General features: G+C 69.4%; 17 protein-coding genes and 1 pseudogene. 7 read left to right on the top strand and 11 right to left on the bottom strand.

The window, feature by feature from the left end:
* Positions 1–477: 477 nt before the first annotated feature.
* Both ACQP0N_RS04805 and ACQP0N_RS04800 read left to right on the top strand, forming a co-directional pair.
* Positions 478–968: pseudogene (locus tag ACQP0N_RS04805) on the top strand (DUF5954 family protein).
* Positions 969–1,240: 272 nt separating this feature from the next.
* Entirely contained in the window at positions 1,241–1,714 is a 474-nt protein-coding gene (locus tag ACQP0N_RS04800) for a hypothetical protein (protein WP_433117861.1), read from the top strand.
* Between the two features lie 484 nt (positions 1,715–2,198).
* Here ACQP0N_RS04800 and ACQP0N_RS04795 read toward each other — a convergent pair whose 3' ends face one another.
* Genes ACQP0N_RS04795 through ACQP0N_RS04755 form a run of 9 tightly spaced genes read right to left on the bottom strand, consistent with a single transcriptional unit; the run spans position 2,199 to position 11,564 of the window.
* A complete protein-coding gene (locus ACQP0N_RS04795; RefSeq protein ID WP_433117859.1) occupies positions 2,199–2,471 on the bottom strand; it encodes a hypothetical protein in 273 nt (90 codons plus the stop codon).
* A 14-nt stretch (positions 2,472–2,485) separates the two neighbouring features.
* Positions 2,486–3,463 (bottom strand): DnaB-like helicase N-terminal domain-containing protein, encoded by a 978-nt coding sequence (locus tag ACQP0N_RS04790; RefSeq protein WP_433117857.1) that lies wholly within the window; start codon positions 3,461–3,463, stop codon positions 2,486–2,488.
* Positions 3,464–3,472: 9 nt separating this feature from the next.
* Complete coding sequence (locus ACQP0N_RS04785) at positions 3,473–4,168, bottom strand: hypothetical protein (protein ID WP_433117856.1); 696 nt, start codon at positions 4,166–4,168, stop codon at positions 3,473–3,475.
* The gene (locus ACQP0N_RS04780) at positions 4,165–5,946 is read right to left on the bottom strand and encodes a type IV secretory system conjugative DNA transfer family protein (RefSeq protein ID WP_433117854.1); all 1,782 of its coding nucleotides are present in this window, start codon (positions 5,944–5,946) and stop codon (positions 4,165–4,167) included. The genes ACQP0N_RS04785 and ACQP0N_RS04780 overlap by 4 nt, the downstream gene beginning before the upstream one ends.
* A complete protein-coding gene (locus ACQP0N_RS04775; RefSeq protein WP_433121431.1) occupies positions 5,947–7,443 on the bottom strand; it encodes a VirB4 family type IV secretion system protein in 1,497 nt (498 codons plus the stop codon). It abuts the gene before it with no gap.
* Between the two features lie 5 nt (positions 7,444–7,448).
* Positions 7,449–8,984: an SCO6880 family protein gene (locus tag ACQP0N_RS04770; protein WP_433117852.1), complete on the bottom strand. Its 1,536-nt coding sequence runs from the start codon at positions 8,982–8,984 to the stop codon at positions 7,449–7,451.
* Complete coding sequence (locus ACQP0N_RS04765) at positions 8,981–10,534, bottom strand: type IV secretion system protein (RefSeq protein WP_433117850.1); 1,554 nt, start codon at positions 10,532–10,534, stop codon at positions 8,981–8,983. Before ACQP0N_RS04765 ends, ACQP0N_RS04770 begins: the two co-directional genes overlap by 4 nt.
* A complete protein-coding gene (locus ACQP0N_RS04760; protein ID WP_433117848.1) occupies positions 10,531–11,256 on the bottom strand; it encodes a hypothetical protein in 726 nt (241 codons plus the stop codon). The genes ACQP0N_RS04765 and ACQP0N_RS04760 overlap by 4 nt, the downstream gene beginning before the upstream one ends.
* Before the next feature lie 8 nt (positions 11,257–11,264).
* Positions 11,265–11,564: a hypothetical protein gene (locus ACQP0N_RS04755; RefSeq protein ID WP_355621940.1), complete on the bottom strand. Its 300-nt coding sequence runs from the start codon at positions 11,562–11,564 to the stop codon at positions 11,265–11,267.
* Between the two features lie 206 nt (positions 11,565–11,770).
* On the opposite strand from ACQP0N_RS04755, the gene ACQP0N_RS04750 reads away from it, so the two are divergent.
* The 5 genes from ACQP0N_RS04750 to ACQP0N_RS04730 all read left to right on the top strand — a co-directional run bounded on the left by ACQP0N_RS04750 (position 11,771) and on the right by ACQP0N_RS04730 (position 15,814).
* Positions 11,771–12,232, top strand: a complete 462-nt coding sequence (locus ACQP0N_RS04750) for an XRE family transcriptional regulator (protein WP_433117846.1) — start codon at positions 11,771–11,773, stop codon at positions 12,230–12,232.
* A gap of 117 nt (positions 12,233–12,349) precedes the next feature.
* Complete coding sequence (locus tag ACQP0N_RS04745; RefSeq protein ID WP_433117845.1) at positions 12,350–12,886, top strand: hypothetical protein; 537 nt, start codon at positions 12,350–12,352, stop codon at positions 12,884–12,886.
* Positions 12,879–14,030: an MAB_1171c family putative transporter gene (locus tag ACQP0N_RS04740; RefSeq protein ID WP_433117843.1), complete on the top strand. Its 1,152-nt coding sequence runs from the start codon at positions 12,879–12,881 to the stop codon at positions 14,028–14,030. Before ACQP0N_RS04745 ends, ACQP0N_RS04740 begins: the two co-directional genes overlap by 8 nt.
* Positions 14,027–14,620, top strand: a complete 594-nt coding sequence (locus tag ACQP0N_RS04735) for a phosphoesterase PA-phosphatase (protein ID WP_433117841.1) — start codon at positions 14,027–14,029, stop codon at positions 14,618–14,620. Before ACQP0N_RS04740 ends, ACQP0N_RS04735 begins: the two co-directional genes overlap by 4 nt.
* A 135-nt stretch (positions 14,621–14,755) precedes the next feature.
* Positions 14,756–15,814 carry a M23 family metallopeptidase gene (locus tag ACQP0N_RS04730; protein WP_433117839.1) on the top strand — a complete coding sequence of 353 codons (1,059 nt, stop codon included), beginning with the start codon at positions 14,756–14,758 and terminating at the stop codon, positions 15,812–15,814.
* 120 nt (positions 15,815–15,934) lie between these two features.
* Here the strand turns inward: ACQP0N_RS04730 and ACQP0N_RS04725 are convergent, their stop codons facing one another.
* Positions 15,935–16,945: a DUF5954 family protein gene (locus ACQP0N_RS04725; protein WP_433117836.1), complete on the bottom strand. Its 1,011-nt coding sequence runs from the start codon at positions 16,943–16,945 to the stop codon at positions 15,935–15,937.
* A 246-nt stretch (positions 16,946–17,191) separates the two neighbouring features.
* Positions 17,192–17,899, bottom strand: a complete 708-nt coding sequence (locus ACQP0N_RS04720) for a sulfotransferase domain-containing protein (protein ID WP_433117834.1) — start codon at positions 17,897–17,899, stop codon at positions 17,192–17,194.
* Between the last annotated feature and the right edge of the window lie 379 nt (positions 17,900–18,278).

The following is an 18,278-nucleotide window of genomic DNA, read 5'->3' as shown; positions in this document are numbered from 1 at the left end:
AGTGATGAGGCTACCGACATGCCGAGGGCTGGCGCCGCGCAGACCGGCCGGTCGACTATGCAGCCCGGCCGCGGCCGACCCGCTACACGCCAACGCCGCCGGAATTCTGTCCCGATAGGTCATGGAAAATATGTGGCTGCTTCGACGAAGTCGTCGCCAGTTTGTAGTGATGCTGGGGTGAACTCGAGTTGCCCTTTGCTGTCGCGGTCCGTCCGGTACCGACCATTAAGGCGTGTGGCGGGGTTCCCGGAAATGTCGAAGAACCGCCATGGACCACGCGACCCCCACCGGCACCTCCGAGACGATCCCTCATCAGCATCCGCGGCAACTCCAGGGCCGGGAAGAGCACCATCGCCAGGCGTTGCGGCGCCGGCACGGCCGCGAGCCTGAATCGAGGCAGGCCGCACCGGTGAAGTCGCCGCAGTGAAGGGGCCGCCGCCGTGACAAAAGCCATCAAGCCGTCACACAATCCATGGCGTGAGTGACGAAGTGCAGCCGCCGGTAGTCCTTCGGGTGCAGCAGCGCAGCGACCCAATCGGCGCGGTCACCGAGGACGACGCGGCACGGCGAACGGCGGCCTACCCGAAGATCCGCATCGGCGCCCCACTGTTCGGCCACGCCGTGCAGACATACGGCAGGCGGTGGCAGGTATACGCCGTCGTATCGGACACACCGCAGGCCGCGCGGGACGACCTGGCGCACCACCTCATAGAGCAGCTCGACGAGACCACTGACCCCCCGTTGGCCGCGGAATTGACCACCGCGCTCGGCGTCCTGGAGCGGGAAAGGTAAGCGAGGTGGTGATCACCGGCCGCGTGCACCGCATCGTGCGGGTGGACACGTTCGCGCGGTTCGGCCCGGACGGGCCGGAACCGCCCCGACCCACCGACGGCGGCAAGCGGCGGACGGAGAACTACCAACTCAGGGTGTTCCTGTGTGCCGACGCCAGCGAACCGGGCTATCGCTGAACGTCCTGGCCATCGTTCAGTCCCGCAACCTAGGTTCGGACTTCACAGGGCCAGCCGCAGGATAAGTCCGTGTTGAGCAGAGGGTTGATGTCAGTGGGCGGGGGTCTGTCGTAGAATGGATGCGGCAGTCGCGCCTGCCCGCTCCGAGCCGTTGTGGCCCACGCCCCCCGGCACCGAAGACAAGGTTCTCCGAATCGCGCGACATGGTTTCGCCAGGTCATCCATACCCATGGCGGAACGGGCGTGGGACGTTCCGCAAGTTGGAGAGCACGATGACCAGCAACCGCCGTCGCAAGGCTGAGATCCGGACCTACCAGGCCGCCACCGGCGTGCCGTACATGGAGGCCCGCCGCCAGACCACCCTGCCCACCCTGGCCGAGGTGATGGAAGAGCACCCGCTGCTCAACGACTTCGGCATCGGCGCTCACGATCCGTGGCGCAAGACCGCGCAGCAGCGCCGCGAGGAAATCGCCGCCGACCGCGTGGTGCTGGCCTCCCACGAGGGCAGGGTTATGGAGATCGTGGCCTGGCTACGCGACAACATCACCCCGATCAAGACGCCCACGTTCAGCAGCTACGGCCTGAAGCACGTGCTGGAGCGGTCACCGGGCGGCTGGTACGTCACCAACGGTGAGTTCATCGCCGCCGCACTGATCGCCGGCTACCCGTACAAGCACACCGCCCCGAACCCGCTGTTCGGGATGAGCGCACGGGACGTCAGGCGGCTGGAGCAGGCGGCCCGCTAGCGACGAGAGGTCGGTACAGCAAGCCAGGAAGATATTGAGCGCCCACCCTGAGTGGCTACGGGTGGGCGCTCGCTCCGTACCCGGTCGGGCCCACGACGCGCGGGCTGGCCGTCGGTGCCCAAGAGCCGGTGACGCTGTTTGTTGGACGTTTCGGCTTCTGGGAAGGGCGTTCGAGACGCGGTCGGCCCTGGTGGACGGGTTGCCTGCCGGTCGGAGATGACCTTGTGCCGACCAGGGGCTCGCAAGGTCGGTCGCGACGGCGGCGGAGCCGGTTGTCCGGACCTGCCTTGCGGATTCCGGGTGGCGCCGGCACTTGGCGAGCCGGGTCGTCAGCAAACGCCCCGGTAATCGCCGGACTGAGGAACGCTCGCAAGGTAATCCTGACCGCGCAAGATCGCTCCCAAGGCATTCCGGACACTCGCCGATCATCTGTACGTTCGGCCGTGCCTGGTAGGCACGTTGAGTACATCGACACCGATTGCCTTTAGGTCCAGAGCGCGCCGTTGGTGAGCCGCTCGTGCCACCGGTCGAGCCTGATGTTCTGCTCCTCGCTGGTGATCTCGACGTAGCCGTCGTGGTCGCCAATCCACCAGACACCGTCGTGGTGGACGAACATGTGGTGTCGGTCTCGCGGGGAGAGGCGGCTGGCCCGCTGTTGCTCTTCGTGATGACGCATCTCGTCGTGGCTCATGGTCCGCGGTACGCGGGGCGGGGCGCCGGCGCTAATGGTGGTCGCGGGTTCGGGGTTCGTGTTCATGGCTGGCACTCCCTTCACAGCTCGATACGAGGGGCGTCGAGGGTTGGGCTGGATTCGCGTGGCGGTTCCAGCCCGGCAACTGGGCGTTCGACTTCCGCGGAGCGGGTGGTAGGGGCAGCCTCGGCTGCGCTGGCGCTGCGGGTGAGCGTGACCGTGACGTGTTCGGAGACAAGGTCGTGGCCGATGGTGACGGCGGTCCCGACTGCGACGGCGGTGATCTCCAGGCGGGCGAGGTGGGTGTAGTGGTTCAGGGTCTCTGGAAGCTGCTGGTGTGGGCCCCAGAGTGATTGGATCTCCCGTGCGCGTTCGACGTTCCAGGCGAGGATGACGGCGTCGATGGGGTCGTGGTCAAAGGCGATCGAGACCGCGAGTTCGTAGGTGAGGCGCCGTTCGTCGGTCGTGAAGACGTCTGAGGTCAGCCAGGCCGCGACGTCGCGGGCTTGTTCGGGGTGCTGTAGAAGGTCGGCGATGATCGCGTCTTCGGGGTGCAGGTCGGCGGCAGCCAAGGCCACGACGGTGGGCAGGGACAGTGCCTGGTCCGGATCGATCGTGCTGGCGGGGGCGAAGATCTCCGCTTGGGCGGTGAGGGCTTGGCCGAGGCGAGCAAGTGCGTCCCGGGCGACCGGATCGGTGGTCTGCGTCGCGGCGGTGAGGTAGGGCTCGGCGAAGTCGATGGTGTCGCGGTCGAAGGCCGCTTGGATGACGATCTGGCTATAGGCCCGAACACACTGGTCATCCGGGGCGGCGGCAGCGAGGGCGTCAAGCAGGTTGGTGTCTACGTCGGGCCGGTCGACGATCGCGACGACAGCGGCAACGATCCGTCCGGGGTCCTCGCCGGTGGCGGGGGTGTCCAGGATGGCGCTGTAGATGGCTCGGTGGGCGGGGTGGCTGAAGTCGTCGCTGATGAGGTTGTCGGTGATGAGGGGCTGGTTCGGATCGGCGAGGAGGGCACCGAGAACGCCCTGCTCCGCGCGCATGATCAGGTCACTCATGGCGGGTCCTTACTGCTTTGTGAGCTGGTCGCGGACGGTGTCGGCGGCGCGCATGCGGGCGCTCGTGTCGTCGAGGTGTGCGTGGTGGTTGGGGTCGGTACACCGAAGCCACGTCGCGCCGTCGCTGCTGCGGGTCCACCACGCGCCGGCGAGGTGGGCGTAGTAGGGCATGTTGCGGCTGTGCGGACGGGCCTCGCCCTGGTCGAGAGCCGTGGCCATCTCCGCGTCGGCAATCGTGTCGGGAAGGCCGCGGGCCGGGCCGAGGGCGGGGCTGGAGGCCATCAGCGGCGGCCCGTGGGTCTGCCAGCGTTGGGCGAGGTCAGGGTGCGCCTCGCTCAGTAGAGCGGCGCTGGTGTGACCCGCCCGGCAGGTCGGGGCCCAGAAGTTGCCTGCGGCAGCGAGGGTTTGGCGCAGTTCTCCGTGCCAGGAGCGGGGGGAATGGGCGGCAGCACTGTCGCGGCTGGTGTAGATGACGTCGCGCCAGAACTTGAGGCTGCGCAGTTCTTCGACGAGCCCGGGGTGCTGTGGCCAACACAGCGGCAGGCGCTCTTCTCGGGAGAGTTCGTAGAGGTCGTGGATCCAGGTGACCCAGCTGACCAGCGCTGTCCACTCGGCGGCCTGCTCTTCGAGGGTCAGGACGTGCCACTCGCGGATGGGCCGTACGGGAGCGTCTGATGCCGCAGCGGCCGGTGGGTCGATGGTCATCGCGGGGTCTCCGGGGTGTGGCCCATCAGGGTGCGGGCGTGGCGGACCGCGTCCGCGTACTCCCTGGCGTGTCGGCTCTCGTAGTGCCGGGCCATGCGGGTGAGGACGGCCGGGGTGGTGGCATGGATGACCAGCGCCTCCCGGCGCTGCTCGTTGAGGGTGCGGATCGCTTCGGGCGACATGGTCTTGCGGTCGGTGACGGTGGTCTGGACGGTGACGCCACGGTCGTTGCGTTGCGGGACGAGGAGGGTTTCGCGGTAGGTGCCGGCGAGCTGGGAGAAATCGTCGAGGTCGTCACCGGCGAGGCCGCCGAGGGCGATCTTGATGGTGGAGTTGGCCCAGAGCATTCGGCGGCCCACGGCCCGCCAGCGTTGTTCTGCGGCGGCGAGGTTCTGCAGGACGGCGGTGACGAAGATGCCGCTGCCGGCGGCGTAGGACATCAGCTGCGGCAGGTCGGGCAGCGGGACGACGTTGGTGACCTCGTCGAGGATCAGGCCCAGGGGCGGGTCCAGTCGGCCGGTGGGGGCGCGTAGCGCGAGGCGTTTCGCGGTGGTGGTGATCTCGTCGACGAAGGCGGTGACGAGCGGAGCGAGGGCTTCGGCCTGTTGTTCGTCAACGAGCAGGTACACGGTGTCGGTGCCGGAGCGCAGGAACGCCTCGATGTCGAAGGATTCGGTGACCGTCCCGGCGAAGACGTGGTGGGCGGCTTCGCCGAAGAGGCAACTGGTGCCGGTCTGGACGGTGGCCCACAGGTTGGACCGGGTGGTGTGCGGTTGGCGGTAGAACCCGTCGAGCATTTTCAGGACCCCGTCGCGGGCCCCGTAGGCATCGCGGAGGAGTTTCACGGGCTGGTCGTTGGTGTCGTCGGTTGACCAGGCCAGGATGTCTGTCATGGTCCGGCCGGTGAGGGCGGCGGTGTGCAGCCAGGCGGCCATCAGGTTGGTGGCGGTCATGCCGAAGAACCCGGCGTTGGTGGTGTCGGTGCTCTCCTGCTTGCCGACCTGGATCATCACGCCGGCCCGCTTGCGGGCGACGTCGTACCGGTCGCAGCCGGCGATGGGGCTCCAGGCGATGCGGTGCGGCCAGGTGAGGTCGCCGGTCAGCTCCATCACCCACGCCGTTCCCGCCCGGAGGGTGGCGGTGTTCTCCATGACATCGGGACGTACGGAGGTGACGACTGCGGCGCCGGGGAAGCCGCGCAGCCACGGGATGATGACCTGGCTGGTCTTGCCCTGCCGGGGCGGTGCGACCAGGAGCACGGAGGATTCCAGGCCCGCGTGCAGGCGCATGGGGCCGGCGTCGCCCAACGGCACCGCGACGTCCGTCAGCTTCGGCTTCTGAGCCAGACCAGGCCGCAGGCGTGGAGCCGACCGCAGGACGGCCTCGGCGGAGAGGGTGCGGCGCAGCTGCTGCCGTGATGCCATCCCCCGGGCCTGACGTCCGTTGCCCCGCCGCCGCCACAGCACCGCTCCGGCTGTGGAGAGGGCGCCGGTGACGAGCACAGCGGCGGTGTAGAAGCGGATCGGACCCGGCATCTGGCCCTGGACGGGTGGGGGCCAGGCCAGTCGAGGGTCGCTGAGGTGCCGGGGCAGGGCAGGAGCGATGCCGTACGCGTCGGCTGGGGAGGTCGCCGGCCAGTGCAGCGCCAGCAGCCCGGCGACCTGGCCGGTCAGCCAGATGCCGATCATGGCGCCAGCTGCCACCGCGACGATGGCACCCACCACCCAGTCAGAGCCGCTGGTGAGACTCCCGCCGAGCCGCGTGGTGTTGCCGCTCATCTACACCGCCATTCGTTCGTTGGTGTAGAACAGCTGCCGTTCCTGCGGGGTGAGGATGGTCTGCACGATCTGGCTGGGCTGCCGGCCGATCTTCCACAGCGCCCGGCCGACGTGCTCGCCGGACCAGGAGGCGATGTGGGCGCACTCGGTGTCAGTGAGTCCGATCTGGTCCTTGGTCATGGCCAGCGGCGCGGTGTCCTGCCGCAGGCATACCCGCACGTCGCAGGAGGCGATGAGGTTGCTGGCGATGGTGACCTCTTCGCTGCCAGCCGGGCCGACTGCCTCGAAGTCGGCCAGTCGGTGGGTGCTGAGCACCTGGATCGTTCCCTGGGCGCGGGACAGCCGCAGGTCGGAGTCGACCTTGCGGATCATGGCGGGGACGCGCATGGCCCGCCAGAGCTCGTCGCGGATGACCATGCGGACGGGCCCGCCGGGTTCGTCGATGGCGGCCTGCCCCCAGGAGGAGACGCAGGCCAGGGTCATGGCGACGGTCTCGTCGCCGCGGCCGTCGATGCGGGACAGGTCGACAGTCTGGATGGGGGCGTCGAAGTCGAGGCGGATGGTCGTCGGCCCGTCGAACAGGCCGCTCAACGACCCCTGGACCATGTTGCCGAGGGCGTCGGCCGTCGGGCGGATCATCTCCCGTAGTTCCCCGGTGTCGTCGCCACGGACCCGCAGTTCGGAGGCCATGTCCGGCAGCGGGTCGCGTAGCAGCGCCCAGACGGCGGGGATGGTCGGGTCGGTGAGGTCGCTGTCGCCGGTGGCCTCGCCGGAGGCGTGCTTGATGGCCAGGGACAGGGCCGCTTCCTCGGTCGGGGACAGTGCCCGACCGAGGCGCATCACCAGTAGCGAGGAGAGCAGGGTGATGCGCCTGCGGTGGATCTCGTCCAGCCGCTCGCGGAGCTTCTCCGTGTCGCCGGGGAGGTTGCGGCCGAGGGGTCCGCTGTCGAGGGGGTTGAGTCGGTTGCCGAGGCCCGGTCCGAGTTCGAGGGGTTCTACGCCGAGGTGGCGGGCGAGTGTGGCGTACTCGTTCTTGATGTCACCGAGGACGAAGGCGCGTACGCCGTAGGCCATCAGCCGGTAGCAGAGCAGTTTGATGGTGGCGGACTTCCCGGAGCCGGGGACGCCGGTGATGAGGAAGTTCGGATTAGTGATCAGTTGTAGGCGTAGCCACTCGATGGGGTGGCAGGAGAAGCTGCCTCCGGACTGGGTGTCGATACCGATGTAAGTGCCAGCTGGGGGCATCGTCTGCCCGTACAGCCACGGGTAGAGGCCCTGCATCTGGCCGGTGGAGGCCCGGAAGACGGGGATCTGCGGGGCGCGGGCGGCCTGCCCGGCGAACGGCCGCGGCCATCCGCGCCGCGGCGGCGTCGGTTCCGGTCGGGTCCGCCCCTGCTTCGAAGGGGCGGCGGCGGGCGTGGTCGGGGTCGGGAGGTCGCCGAGGAGGCCGCTCAGGTCGGCGACCGGCAGGTTGTTGCGTCGAGTACGCCGCAGCATCAGGCTCACCACCGCTTCCGGGGCAGGCCGAAGCCGAGCGGGAGGGCACCCATCACGAAGCCGGTGTCGTGGGCGTACCACATGCGGCGCAGCTCGATGCGGGCTGCGGCGGCGTCGGCCTCCAGTGCCGCGCAGGCGTCCTCGGTCTCGGCCGGGTCGGTGACGGTCACGGTGACGTAGCCGGTGAACCGGACCAGGCCGTGTCCGGCGGCGAGTTCGGCGTCCTGCGCCTCGGCGCGTGCCAGGGCCTGCCGCTCGTGCTCGGGCACGATCTGCTGGGTGCGGTGCCGCATCCCCACGGCGACGGAGCGGCGGGTCCGCTCCCCCATCACCTTGCGGGACGCCTCGCGCGGCCCGAGGGGTTCGATGTGCATGGAGTACGCCCGTCGGTGCACGCCGTCGCCGAGTAGCGGGGCGAGGATGGTGGAGTAGACCTGGTTGCGGGGCCAGTCGTGGATCCAGTACGTGACGGAGTGGGCGCCGTCGTGGGCGTAGCTGCCCGGGGAGCTGAGGGCTGCGGCGGGGCCTGCGACGGCTGGATCGACGCCGGCGGGCAGACCGTCGGCACCCGGGGTGGTGGCGTTGGCGCGGCGTTCGGCGAGGTGCCGCCCGGCGTGCGGGTCGTAGGCGGTGCGGATGACCTCGGCGAGGTCGCGGGGGCCCAGCCAGGACTCGACCTGCAGGTCCGCGCCGGCGATCGACGCGGACAGGGCCCGCAGGTGCCGGGTGAGGATGTCCGCCGCGGCGACGCTGCCCCCACCTGCGCTCTTGATCGCCCCGGCGGCCCGGCGGTGGTCCATCGTGAACGCCAGGTACGCCTCCCGGCCGCTGCTGGACAGGGCGGCGGCGGTGAGCAGATCGCTGGTGACCGCGACCGCCTCGGCCGGGGCGGTGGCGGCGACGTGGTCGGCGTGCCAGCGCCGCAGCGCCGCTCCGGACTCCGGGACGATGCGCTGCAGCGCCTGCACCCGCACGATCGGGTTCCCCTCTGTGCACAGCCCGGCCAGCAGCGCGCCCCAGCCGGCGACGCGTTGGTCCCGGCGGGCGGAGTCGACCAGGCTGATTCCGGAGTATCGGACTCGCGCGACCGCCGTGTAGGTGCGGTCCAGACGGTGGTACGCCACCGCGAGCGGCTGCCCCGAAGGTCCCTGCGCCTCCAGAATCGTCAGCGGCGCCAGGACTCCGGGCAGGTCCATCGGTTTCGCGGCCGTCGCGTCGGCCGGGGCAGGAGCGAACGCGGCGGAGAGGAAGCGGTGGCGGGTGCGGGAGCGGCCCCAGTGGTAGGAGGTAAACGCCAGCACCCATTCGTCGGTGGTGCGGCCTCCGACGCGCAGGAACGCCAACGTCGCCAACACGATGGCGAGCGGCCAGAGCACCGCCCCCGCGGCGGGGCGGGCGGCGGCGAGCGGCCAGATCCCCGCCAGGACAGCGCCGGCGAGCATCGTGACCCGTTGCAGGGTCATCCCGAACAGGAATGCGACCTTCTCGTGCTGCCACCCGAAGTAGCTGCGGGTGCGGTGCTCGGCGGTGGGCGTACTCACCGGTCGACCTCCTCGGTCGGGCTAGCGGATGGGACGTCCTGCGGGGCCGGCGGCGGCTCTGGATCGGATGCGTGCGCACCCGTTGGGTGGTCCGGAGGCACGGGTGAACTCGCGGCGCTGGCCGGGGGCCTTGGCATCTCGTGGGTTTCGGTGGCCGGTGCAGGCGTTTGCAGCGGCGAGACACGTTCGGGCGTTCGACTCGGCGCAGGTGCCGGAGCGGGTCCGGTCGTGTCGCCCGAGGCGGCCGGGATCCGAGGTTTCGCTTCAGCCGGTGCGGTGGTGCTTCCGGTGGTGCCGGTTGGTGCGGCGGATCGGCCGGCGGTGCCGGTGAGGGCGCCCGTCCAGCTGCCGGCGTACCGGGAGTAGCCAGCTGGGCGGGCGTGCGGGTTCGCGCCGTGTACGCCAGCGTGCCCGGCGGTCTGTTCCATCCGCCCGGCCAGGGAGTTGACCGCCCGCTGGGCCAGGTCGACACCTGCGGCGGCGACCGCGACCGGCGCGGCGACCGCCCCGAGCGCTGACGCTGCGCCGCCCGCCATACCGGCGCTGCCGGCGGCGCCGCTCTTGCCGGCAGCTGAGGCGAGGGTGCGTGCCTCACTGGCCTGGCTGAACTGGGCCGGGTTCACGCCGCTCGGTGGGCCGCCGGCATTCGCCCTACCGGCCGCGAAGCCGAGCATTCCGGCGAGGCCTCCACCGGCGGCTGCCTGCACGGTGGCGAAGGTGAAGAAGCGGGCGATGACCGGCCACGCGACAGCGGCCATGAGCAGCACCAGCATGCCGGTCAGCAGGGTGGTCACGTCCTTGGCCCGGGTGGGATCGGTCGGGTCTCCGAGAACGCCGAAGCCGATCGCGAAGACCAGCGCGATCACCGGCTTGAGGATGATCAGCTGGATGGTGGCGCCGCAGAGCTTCGACCACCAACTCTTCGTCGTCTCCGACATGTTGCCGACTGCGGCGATGGGCGAGGTGGCCAGCAGTACTGCGATCGCGGCGTTGCGCAGCAGCAGTTCGAACCACAGCACCAGCGTGAGCGCGATGCCGACCAGCGCGAGGATGAGCATCAGCGAGCCAGTGGAGCCCGTGACCGAGCCGATCTGGAACAGGACGGTGAGTTTGGCCTTGAGGCCGTCGTTGCCGCCCAGGGATCGGTTGATGATGCCGCGGGTGATTTCGTCGGCGGCGATCAGGGCGGCGTTGGCGACGACCATCGTGACGAGGAACGCCAGCACCGCCTTACCCGCGCCGACGAGGCCCTGTGCCAGCGGGGAGCCGTCGCGGGTGGCGACGGTCCGGACGACCTGGAGCAACAGCAGTAGGGCGGCGATGCCCATCGCCAGCCACCGCGAGATCGCCAGTGGCTGGTCGATGCTCATCAGGTCGAGGTTGGGAAACGCGACGAACGCGTCGGCGAAGGTCTTCAGCAGCGTTGTCGCGGCGTCGGCGAACGAGCGGCAGACTGATTCCCACGCGTTGGCCGCCGCGCCGTCGATGATGCCGCCGGGGGTGCAGCCGCTGATCTGGCCGTTGAGCGGGTCGCAGGCAGCGGCGTTCACGAGGTGATTTCCTGCCAGCCTCGGGCAGCGGCCTCGACGCTGCCGGGCTGGGTCGCGAGGCTGGTGTAGTCGGTGGTGTCCGCCGGATCCGGTGGGAGGACCTTCCAGTCGGTGGCGGCCCAGTGCAGCCGGATCGGGTACACGCCGATGGTGGAGGCGACCTGCCGGCCGGGCGCGGTGGTGGACAGGTAGCCGAGGACCAGCACGGTCATCGTGTCCGGGGTGGCGTCGCGAAGCTGGTAGGCGGCTGGTCCGAAGGTGAGCGACGCGCCCAGCGGCACCGGCCCGGTCGTGGCCACGCCGAGGGTGCGCCGCAGATTCGCCGCCCCCTCGGCAAGGTAGTCGCTGGCGTCGGCGAACGAGGGGTCGGCGATGACGGTGGCGATCGTCCGGGCGCGAGCCGGGTCGAGGTTCGACAGCACCTGCGTGAGGTATTCCGTGCCGGCCGCCACCGCACCCGCTGGCGAGTGAGGGTGGCCCACCGCGATGCCCTGCACCGTCTGGCTGCCGGCGCCCAGCCGCACGGGCCCGCTCGGAACTGACGTTGAGGAGCCGGTGGCCGTGGGCGGCAGCGTGCCCGGCGTCGCGGTTTTGGCGTCGCCGGAATGGGGTTTCAGCACCCAGACGATCAGCCCGGTGGCCGCGACCAGGGTCGCGAGTGCTCCGCAGGCAATGACGGCCCACCGGGCGCGGCGCGGCTCCGGGTTCATGAAGTCGTTCACGGCTCGGCTCAGTTCGCTGCGCCGAAGACGGTGTTGACCAGGGGGATCGCCATGGCGGTGACGATCACCCCTCCGAGCGACCAGATGAAGGCGCTCTTGCCCATCTCGGCGGTGCCGGGCCGGTTGGAGAGCTTCCCGACGGCCATCAGGCCGCCCGAGGCGAGGGCGGCGATGGCGCACCCGATCAGCGCGCCCCACTTGACGTAGGACAACAGCAGCGAGATGCCGTTGCTACCGCCGGTCGGATCGGCCGGGGCCGGGTTGGGCACGTCGGCGAGCACGGACAGGGCGGAGGGAAGGGTGTGCATGACGAACTCCTTGCAGAGCGGAGGGACACGCCGCCGCGACCTGACCAGCGGTGTTAGCAATCGCGTACAGCAGGGTCAGACTTTAAGCAGCCCGCCGTCTGCAGCGGTAGACCCCGTTGGGTGACATAGGTCATGTGGCAACTTGCGTTCGCGATTGCTGTCATTGCAGGCTTGACCGACGCGCTTACAGGAAGGCCAATGCCGGGATGACGACCGACGACAGGACCCACCGCGTCGCCGCGCGCCTGGATCACCTGTTCCGCACGGTCTACCCCGCGACGCTGGGCCGCCCCTACAGCTACCGGGAGGCGGCGGCGAAGATCGCCGAGCTGGCCGGCGGCGCGGCGGTGATCTCCCCGGTCTACCTTCAGCAGATCCGGACCGGCCAGCGAAAGACTCCGAGCTTGGACAAGCTCGCCTGGGTTGCCCGGCTGTTCGGCGTCCCGGTGACCTACTTCAGCGATGACGCCACCGCGGAACGTGTCGACGCTCAGTTGGAGATCGTCACCGAGCTGCGCGACGACGGGGTGCGGGAACTCGCCCGGCTCGCCGCTGGGCTCTCCGTGGAGGCGCTCGAACCCATCAAGGCACAGCTGCGGTACGCCCGCCGCATTGAGGGTCTGCCGGAGGTCGACAGCGATGGGACGCTGTCGGCCAACCGAGTGTGAAATGCCTCTGACCTGCGACTTCGGCTTGACGTAGGACTACCGCAGCGCACTAGCCTGGCTCAGCGCACCACAGCCGGACCGCCCTGCGCCCCGGCTCGCCAGTCGATGGGAGAGGCAATGCGCCGACCATGGGCCGCCGGACCCGAGAGTCAGGCACACCTACGCGATCTGCGGCGGCGGTGCGAGCAGCTACTCGATGACAACGGCATCGTGGTCCCGTCCCCCTTCGATCGGCACGCTCTCGCCGCCGCCATCGCCCGGCACCGGCGACGGCCCGTCACCCTGCGCGACCTTCCCGCGCCCCCACGATCAGGTCAACACTCCGGCCTGTGGGTGCACACCGCCACCCAGGACCTGATCTTCGTCGACCCCACGCGCAGTTCGTGGGAGCAGGACCACATCACCGCACACGAGGTGGGCCACATGCTGTGGGGCCACGAGGCATCCGACGTCGACCTCGGCGAGATCCTGCTGCCGGACCTCGACATGACCGTCGTGCGCGCCATGCTTGGCCGGCACAACTTCACCAGCGATCAGGAACGCGAGGCCGAGATGATGGCCACCGTCATCATCGACCGCGCCGGCCGCGCCGCACCTGGTGCACCCGCCGGGCTGTCCCGGGTGGCATCCGCCCTCGCGCTCGACGATGTCTGAGCCCTCCAGCGCCGAACTCGTCGTGGTTGCCGCGCTGTGGATCGTGTCGGCCGCGCGGGCACATTCCCTGCGCAGCGGGCCCGCTCACCGGGCGCTCTGGGCGGCGATCACCGGGCTGGCCGTGTCGATGACGGTCCGTGTCGAGCCGATCGCGCACGCAATCGACCAGCTCACCGACGTGCACGGCGCCGGCGTCCTGGTCAAACACCTCGCCGGGCTCGTGGCGGCGGCGGCCCTGTTTGACCTTGCCGTCCTCGGCACGGCCACCCATGTCCGACGTCGTATTCCCCTGGCCGGCCTCGGGGTCACCGTCGTCATCATGACCGGCCTGTTCTGGACGATGCCCCGCGTCGACTCCGAGGACTTCGCCGACCAGGCCGCCGGCAAACCCCTTGCCACGGCGTACATCCTGGCCTGGACGCTGTACCTCGGCGTCGCGATGGCCCTGTCCGCCCGGCTGTTCCGCCGCGCTCACCAGGCCAGCCGACACCGTGTCGTACGCGCGGGTCAACTGGTGCTCGTCGTCGGATGCACCATCGGCACCGGGTACGCCCTGTACCGGGTCGCCTACTTCGGTGCACGTCTCGCCGTCGGCCCACCAGACCGCGGTGACATCTTCTACGTCGACCTCTCCGACGACATCAAGTACCTCGCGATGCTGTTCATCGCGGCCGGGCTCACCATCGCCGGTGCGCCCGGAACGCGAGCCAACCTGAGAGCCCGCCGGCATCTACGGACACTGCATCCGCTCTGGCGCGATCTCGTACCTGCCGACCACCGCCTCGATCCACCCGGGTTCAGTCCCCAGAAGCGGCTCTCCCGTCACGTCGTCGAACTCCACGACACGATCCACGACCTCTACCGCCGTACCGACGAACACCTCGTCCATCGCGTCCACGACCGCCTCACTACCCAGGGGCTCACCAGCCAGGACCTCGCGGCAGCGACCGAAGCCAGCCTGCTCCGCGTCGCCCAAGCTCTGCCGCCCACGGTGACGCCCGCCGCCCCCTGCACCCCGCCGCCCACGTCGCCGAACCCGGCCGAGCGGCTTGCCCGGCTGCTCGACCTCGCCCACGTCTGGGACACCACGGCGGTCCGGGACGCCCTGACCCACGTAAACACCGCACCGGAGCCGCACCGATGACCGCCGCCCTCACCAACGAGTCCCGCACCGCCCGCCGGGTCACCGACTGGCTCGACCCGAAGACCTGGATCGTCGCCGTCAGCCTCATCACCGGCTGGACCGCCGGCCGGTGGGCGGGCCTCGGATGGGGCATCGTCAGCGCGGTGTTCGCCGCGGTCATCCCGGTCCTGGTCATCAAGCGCGGCGTCACCGCCGGGCGGTGGGCGGACCGGCACCTCGGCGTACGCAGCCACCGCCTCAGCGTCATGACCCTCATCCTCACCTCGGTCGTGATCGGCATCGGCGCCATGGCCGTCGGCGACGCACCCCGCGCGGTCATCGCCCTCACCCTGGCCATGTTCGCCACCCTCGCCGCACTCGCCGCCGTCACTCTGCGCTGGAAGATCAGCGTGCACACCGCCGTGGCCGCTGGTGCCACGGCCATGCTCGCCAGCCAGCTACCAACCATCACGATCGCCGCCCTGGCCGTCGTCGTGGCGGCAGTGGGATGGTCCCGCGTCGCGCTGCGCGACCACACCACCGCGCAGGTCGTCGCTGGTGGCCTCCTCGGCACCATCGTCGCGGGCCTGATCTTCGCCAGCCTCAGCTGAACCCGTTTGCGATAGTTGACAGCCGAACGCCTCGCTCGGCTATCCTCGGCGACACTTCATGCCGTTTGCAATCGCATACAGGCTGACCTGCGTCCGTCCGAGGTGCCCCATGCCTACGCCCCTGCCGAGGCGGCGATGAGACCGCTCACCCTCGCACCCCTCGTACCCCTAGCGCTCGCCCTCAGCGTCGCCGTCGCGGCCACCGGCAGCGGCAGCCTCGAGCCCGCCGCCTCCGCCACCGGCTGCCTACCCGCCCTGGCACCCGGAAGCGCCGCACAGACCGAACTGAAGGACCTCGCGCCGACCGCCTTGGCGCACGCCCAGAGCATCTACACGGCGTCCGTTCAGATGAAACTTCCCGCCAGGGCCGCCGTGATCGGCATTGCCACCGCCCTGCAGGAGTCCCACCTCAGGAACCTCGCCAACGCGAACGTCCCCCGGTCCCTGACTCTCCCCCACGACGGAGTCGGCGCCGACCATGACAGCGTCGGGCTCTTCCAACAACGACCACTCCCGCCCGACGGAGCAGGCGGATGGGGCACCGTCCAAGAACTCATGACTCCGGCCATCTCCGCCACCAAGTTCTTCACCAAGATGCGCGGCATACCCGGCTGGGAGTCCCTCCCCCTCACCGTCGTGGCCCAGCGCGTCCAGGTCAGCGCCTTCCCCGACGCCTACGCCAAACACGAACCCCTCGCCACCGCCATCGTCAACGCCCTCACCGACGGCAGCCTCACCTGCTCAGCAGGAGCCGGCACCTGGGTCAAGCCGGTCAACGGCACCTTCACCAGCGGCTTCCGCACACCCGAACGCCCCACGCACAACGGAGTCGACGTCGCCGCACCCAAGGGAACCCCGATCTACGCCGCGAGCGCCGGAGTCGTCATCACCGCCAGGTGCGGCAGCGCCAACTGCGACATCGACGGCTCACTCAACACGTCAGGCTGCGGATGGTACGTCCAGATCCGCCACGCCGACGGCACCGCAACCCGCTACTGCCACATGCTCCACCGCCCATACGTTGCCGTTGGGCAAACCGTCAGCACAGGACAACAGCTCGGCGTGGTCGGCACCAGCGGCCACTCCAGCGGCCCTCACCTGCACTTCGAAACCCACACCAGCAACCCGCCAAGCAGCGCCAACGCTACGGAGCCCTTCGCATTCATGGCCGCTCGCGGTGTCCGCTTGAGTTGATCATGGATCACAGGATTCCTCGGTACGCACAGGTGCGGCAAATCCACTCGACGTGAGGCAGAGGCGGCCGCCAGTCGCAGCGGTACGCCGCGCGGTTTGCCGTACGCGGCTGTAGCCGGGTCAGTCTGGATCGGGCATCAGGCCCTGCTCGCGAAGGTCGTGGACCTGCCGAGCGGGCGGTGGATACGAGTCCCGGTCTGAAGGGCGGGGCCCTTCCGGACCGTTGGGACCGACCCGGACGAAGATCTCGACCCGGGTCACCCGGCACGGCACCCCCTGCACCTCGAAGTCGTCGGTACGTGGCGGCTGGTGCGCTGCGCGGGCGCGTTCATACGCCGCCATGACCTTCTCGAACGGGGTGTTCTCGTCAAGCGCGACGTCTCCCATGGAAAAGGAACCTGCGTCCCGTGCCGCCTGCGGCGTCGGGTACATGGCCGCTGTTCGGGGCCGCCAACCGCCGTCGACGTAACCCCCGATGGTGTAACAGACGGGGAGCAGCACCACGTTCGGATGGGTGGTCAGCGCCCGCCGGGAGTCCGCGCGCACACTCTCCGAGACGACCTTCGACGTTAGGTGACCCGAGATCATTTCCATCCGGACGAGTCCGTCGGTGAGCCCGGTGCCCACGGTCGGGTCGATGACGAACCCGTCGATGGGCAACGCGACCCGTTCCGCCTTGCCCGGCGGGTACGGGTCGGGGTCGGTAGGTCGGGGCGGCTCGGGCCCATCCGGGCCCATCCGGATGAACGGTTGGGCGCGAATGATCCGATAGCGCAGACCGTTGACGGTGAGCTCATCGAGCGGCTCCCAGTCGAGCAGCTCGTACGCCGCCTCGTACGCCGCCCGCTCGGTTGCGTGCTCGTCGGTCTCCGGCAGTTCGCTGTGCAGCTTGCGGAAGTGGGACGCGAGGCCGTCGCGGGCGTGCTGAGGCTCGTCGGCGGTCAGCCGAAGAATCCGCCATCGGCCATCGACCTGCTGGGCGAAGCCAAAGGTTGGCATGCTCCACATGAGCGTCGGGTAGGCGATCGAGCGTTCCCGGGCGTCGTCCTCCGAGACCACCGACACCGGGTCGTCCCGCTGCTCAATCCTGACCAGTAGGTGATCAGGCACCCGCTCACCGTGATGCGTCACCTACGCATTGTGTCCCCATGGTCGCTGGAACGCCATGCCACACCGCCGCGAGTCGCACACCAGCAATGCGCCGGCTCTGCGGCCATCGCTACGGCCTAGCGCAGGCCTTCACAACTTCCTACGAGCGCTACCCGGTACTGCGCACCGGCCTTACCTGCTCGGCATCGACGCTCCCGATCAGCTGAACGTCGATCTTGGCGCCGGTCGTCGGCGGTCATCCACTGAGCAAGGGACAAACCCTGACGTTCAGTGCGAATGCCTCGCCTTGGTGCTGTAGCCGAGTAGCTGCATCGCGGCGACGTTGTCGGACTGCGCCCAGAAGAGTTGGTGAAGCTCGGCGGGCAGTTCGTCGCGGTGGGTGTCGGTTACGCCTCTACGGAAGAAACGGTCGTCAGATTGTTTAAGCTCGGTGAACGACGGGATCTGGGCGTCGGCGAGGGGCCCGAGCTGGGGTACCAACGTCTGCATTACTCGTTCGATGGCAGCCCTCGGGTGCAGGACGAGTTCCTCGTACCGCAGTACCACTCGGTGAGGTGCCTCCGGCAGCAGCCAGCTCAGTACGTTGCGTCCCCAACTGCCGGTTCCGGCCGTGCTCCGCCGGGTGATCATGGCGTACAACTCCGTCTCGAACCTCGCGGCATCTGTTTCGCTCGTTTGGCGCGCCCACGAGACAAGCGCATCGCGGCCATCCCTGACCAGGCAGATAGCCTTATCCATCTCGTCGATCTGGTCGTCGCGCTGTCGGTGCGTCTTCACGAAGTGAAGCTCACCCGACTCGCGCATGGCCTCGGTTGGTGCGGGACGTTCTGTGAAGCCGACCAGATCGGCACCCAAGCGCTGAGCCACGCCATCGACGTCATAGACGACGGATGTCCTTACGCCGTAGAGCCGGTTGAGGACAATCCGAAGAAAGGTGTTGCCTGACCGGGGGAAGGAGGACACCCAGACGATCACCTATGCATAGTAGTGGGTGCAGGCGGTCGCACGGCTCACCTCGACTCACCGCTGCCTCCTGCGCCAGCCCTTTCGCCGTCGGTGAGCTACGAGGGTCGTCTGGTGCCGCTGACGCGGGCCCGCCTGCTTCTCTACCGCCCCTCCGCCAGGCGTCGCTCAGCCGATCACAGCACTTTTGGCGAAGCCTGCCGCTCCCTGTCGACAAAGGTTGACGGTGCGCGCACGGACGCCTGCCACGACAACTGCCCGTTCGGCGAATTCGGCAGACACTCCTCGCCTCAGACTCGGCGTGGCGACCATCGCCGGCCGCCCTCACTCTAGGTGACCGCCGCTCCGATCCACACCGCGCAAGCCATCGATCGAACTCAAGCGCATCGTT

It is taken from the genome of Micromonospora sp. CA-246542 (assembly GCF_050942905.1).
In the GTDB taxonomy this organism is placed as follows: Bacteria; Actinomycetota; Actinomycetes; order Mycobacteriales; family Micromonosporaceae; genus Micromonospora.
The sequence above is the reverse complement of the archived record's forward strand: the minus strand, read 5'-3'. Positions and strand labels throughout refer to the sequence as shown.

Coding starts and splice junctions, on each gene's coding strand:
- ACQP0N_RS04800 (WP_433117861.1), top strand. CDS start 1,241: ATGACCAGCAACCGCCGTCGCAAGGCTGAGATCCGGACCTACCAGGCC.
- ACQP0N_RS04795 (WP_433117859.1), bottom strand. CDS start 2,471: ATGAACACGAACCCCGAACCCGCGACCACCATTAGCGCCGGCGCCCCG.
- ACQP0N_RS04790 (WP_433117857.1), bottom strand. CDS start 3,463: ATGAGTGACCTGATCATGCGCGCGGAGCAGGGCGTTCTCGGTGCCCTC.
- ACQP0N_RS04785 (WP_433117856.1), bottom strand. CDS start 4,168: ATGACCATCGACCCACCGGCCGCTGCGGCATCAGACGCTCCCGTACGG.
- ACQP0N_RS04780 (WP_433117854.1), bottom strand. CDS start 5,946: ATGAGCGGCAACACCACGCGGCTCGGCGGGAGTCTCACCAGCGGCTCT.
- ACQP0N_RS04775 (WP_433121431.1), bottom strand. CDS start 7,443: ATGCTGCGGCGTACTCGACGCAACAACCTGCCGGTCGCCGACCTGAGC.
- ACQP0N_RS04755 (WP_355621940.1), bottom strand. CDS start 11,564: ATGCACACCCTTCCCTCCGCCCTGTCCGTGCTCGCCGACGTGCCCAAC.
- ACQP0N_RS04750 (WP_433117846.1), top strand. CDS start 11,771: ATGACGACCGACGACAGGACCCACCGCGTCGCCGCGCGCCTGGATCAC.
- ACQP0N_RS04745 (WP_433117845.1), top strand. CDS start 12,350: ATGCGCCGACCATGGGCCGCCGGACCCGAGAGTCAGGCACACCTACGC.
- ACQP0N_RS04740 (WP_433117843.1), top strand. CDS start 12,879: ATGTCTGAGCCCTCCAGCGCCGAACTCGTCGTGGTTGCCGCGCTGTGG.
- ACQP0N_RS04735 (WP_433117841.1), top strand. CDS start 14,027: ATGACCGCCGCCCTCACCAACGAGTCCCGCACCGCCCGCCGGGTCACC.
- ACQP0N_RS04730 (WP_433117839.1), top strand. CDS start 14,756: ATGAGACCGCTCACCCTCGCACCCCTCGTACCCCTAGCGCTCGCCCTC.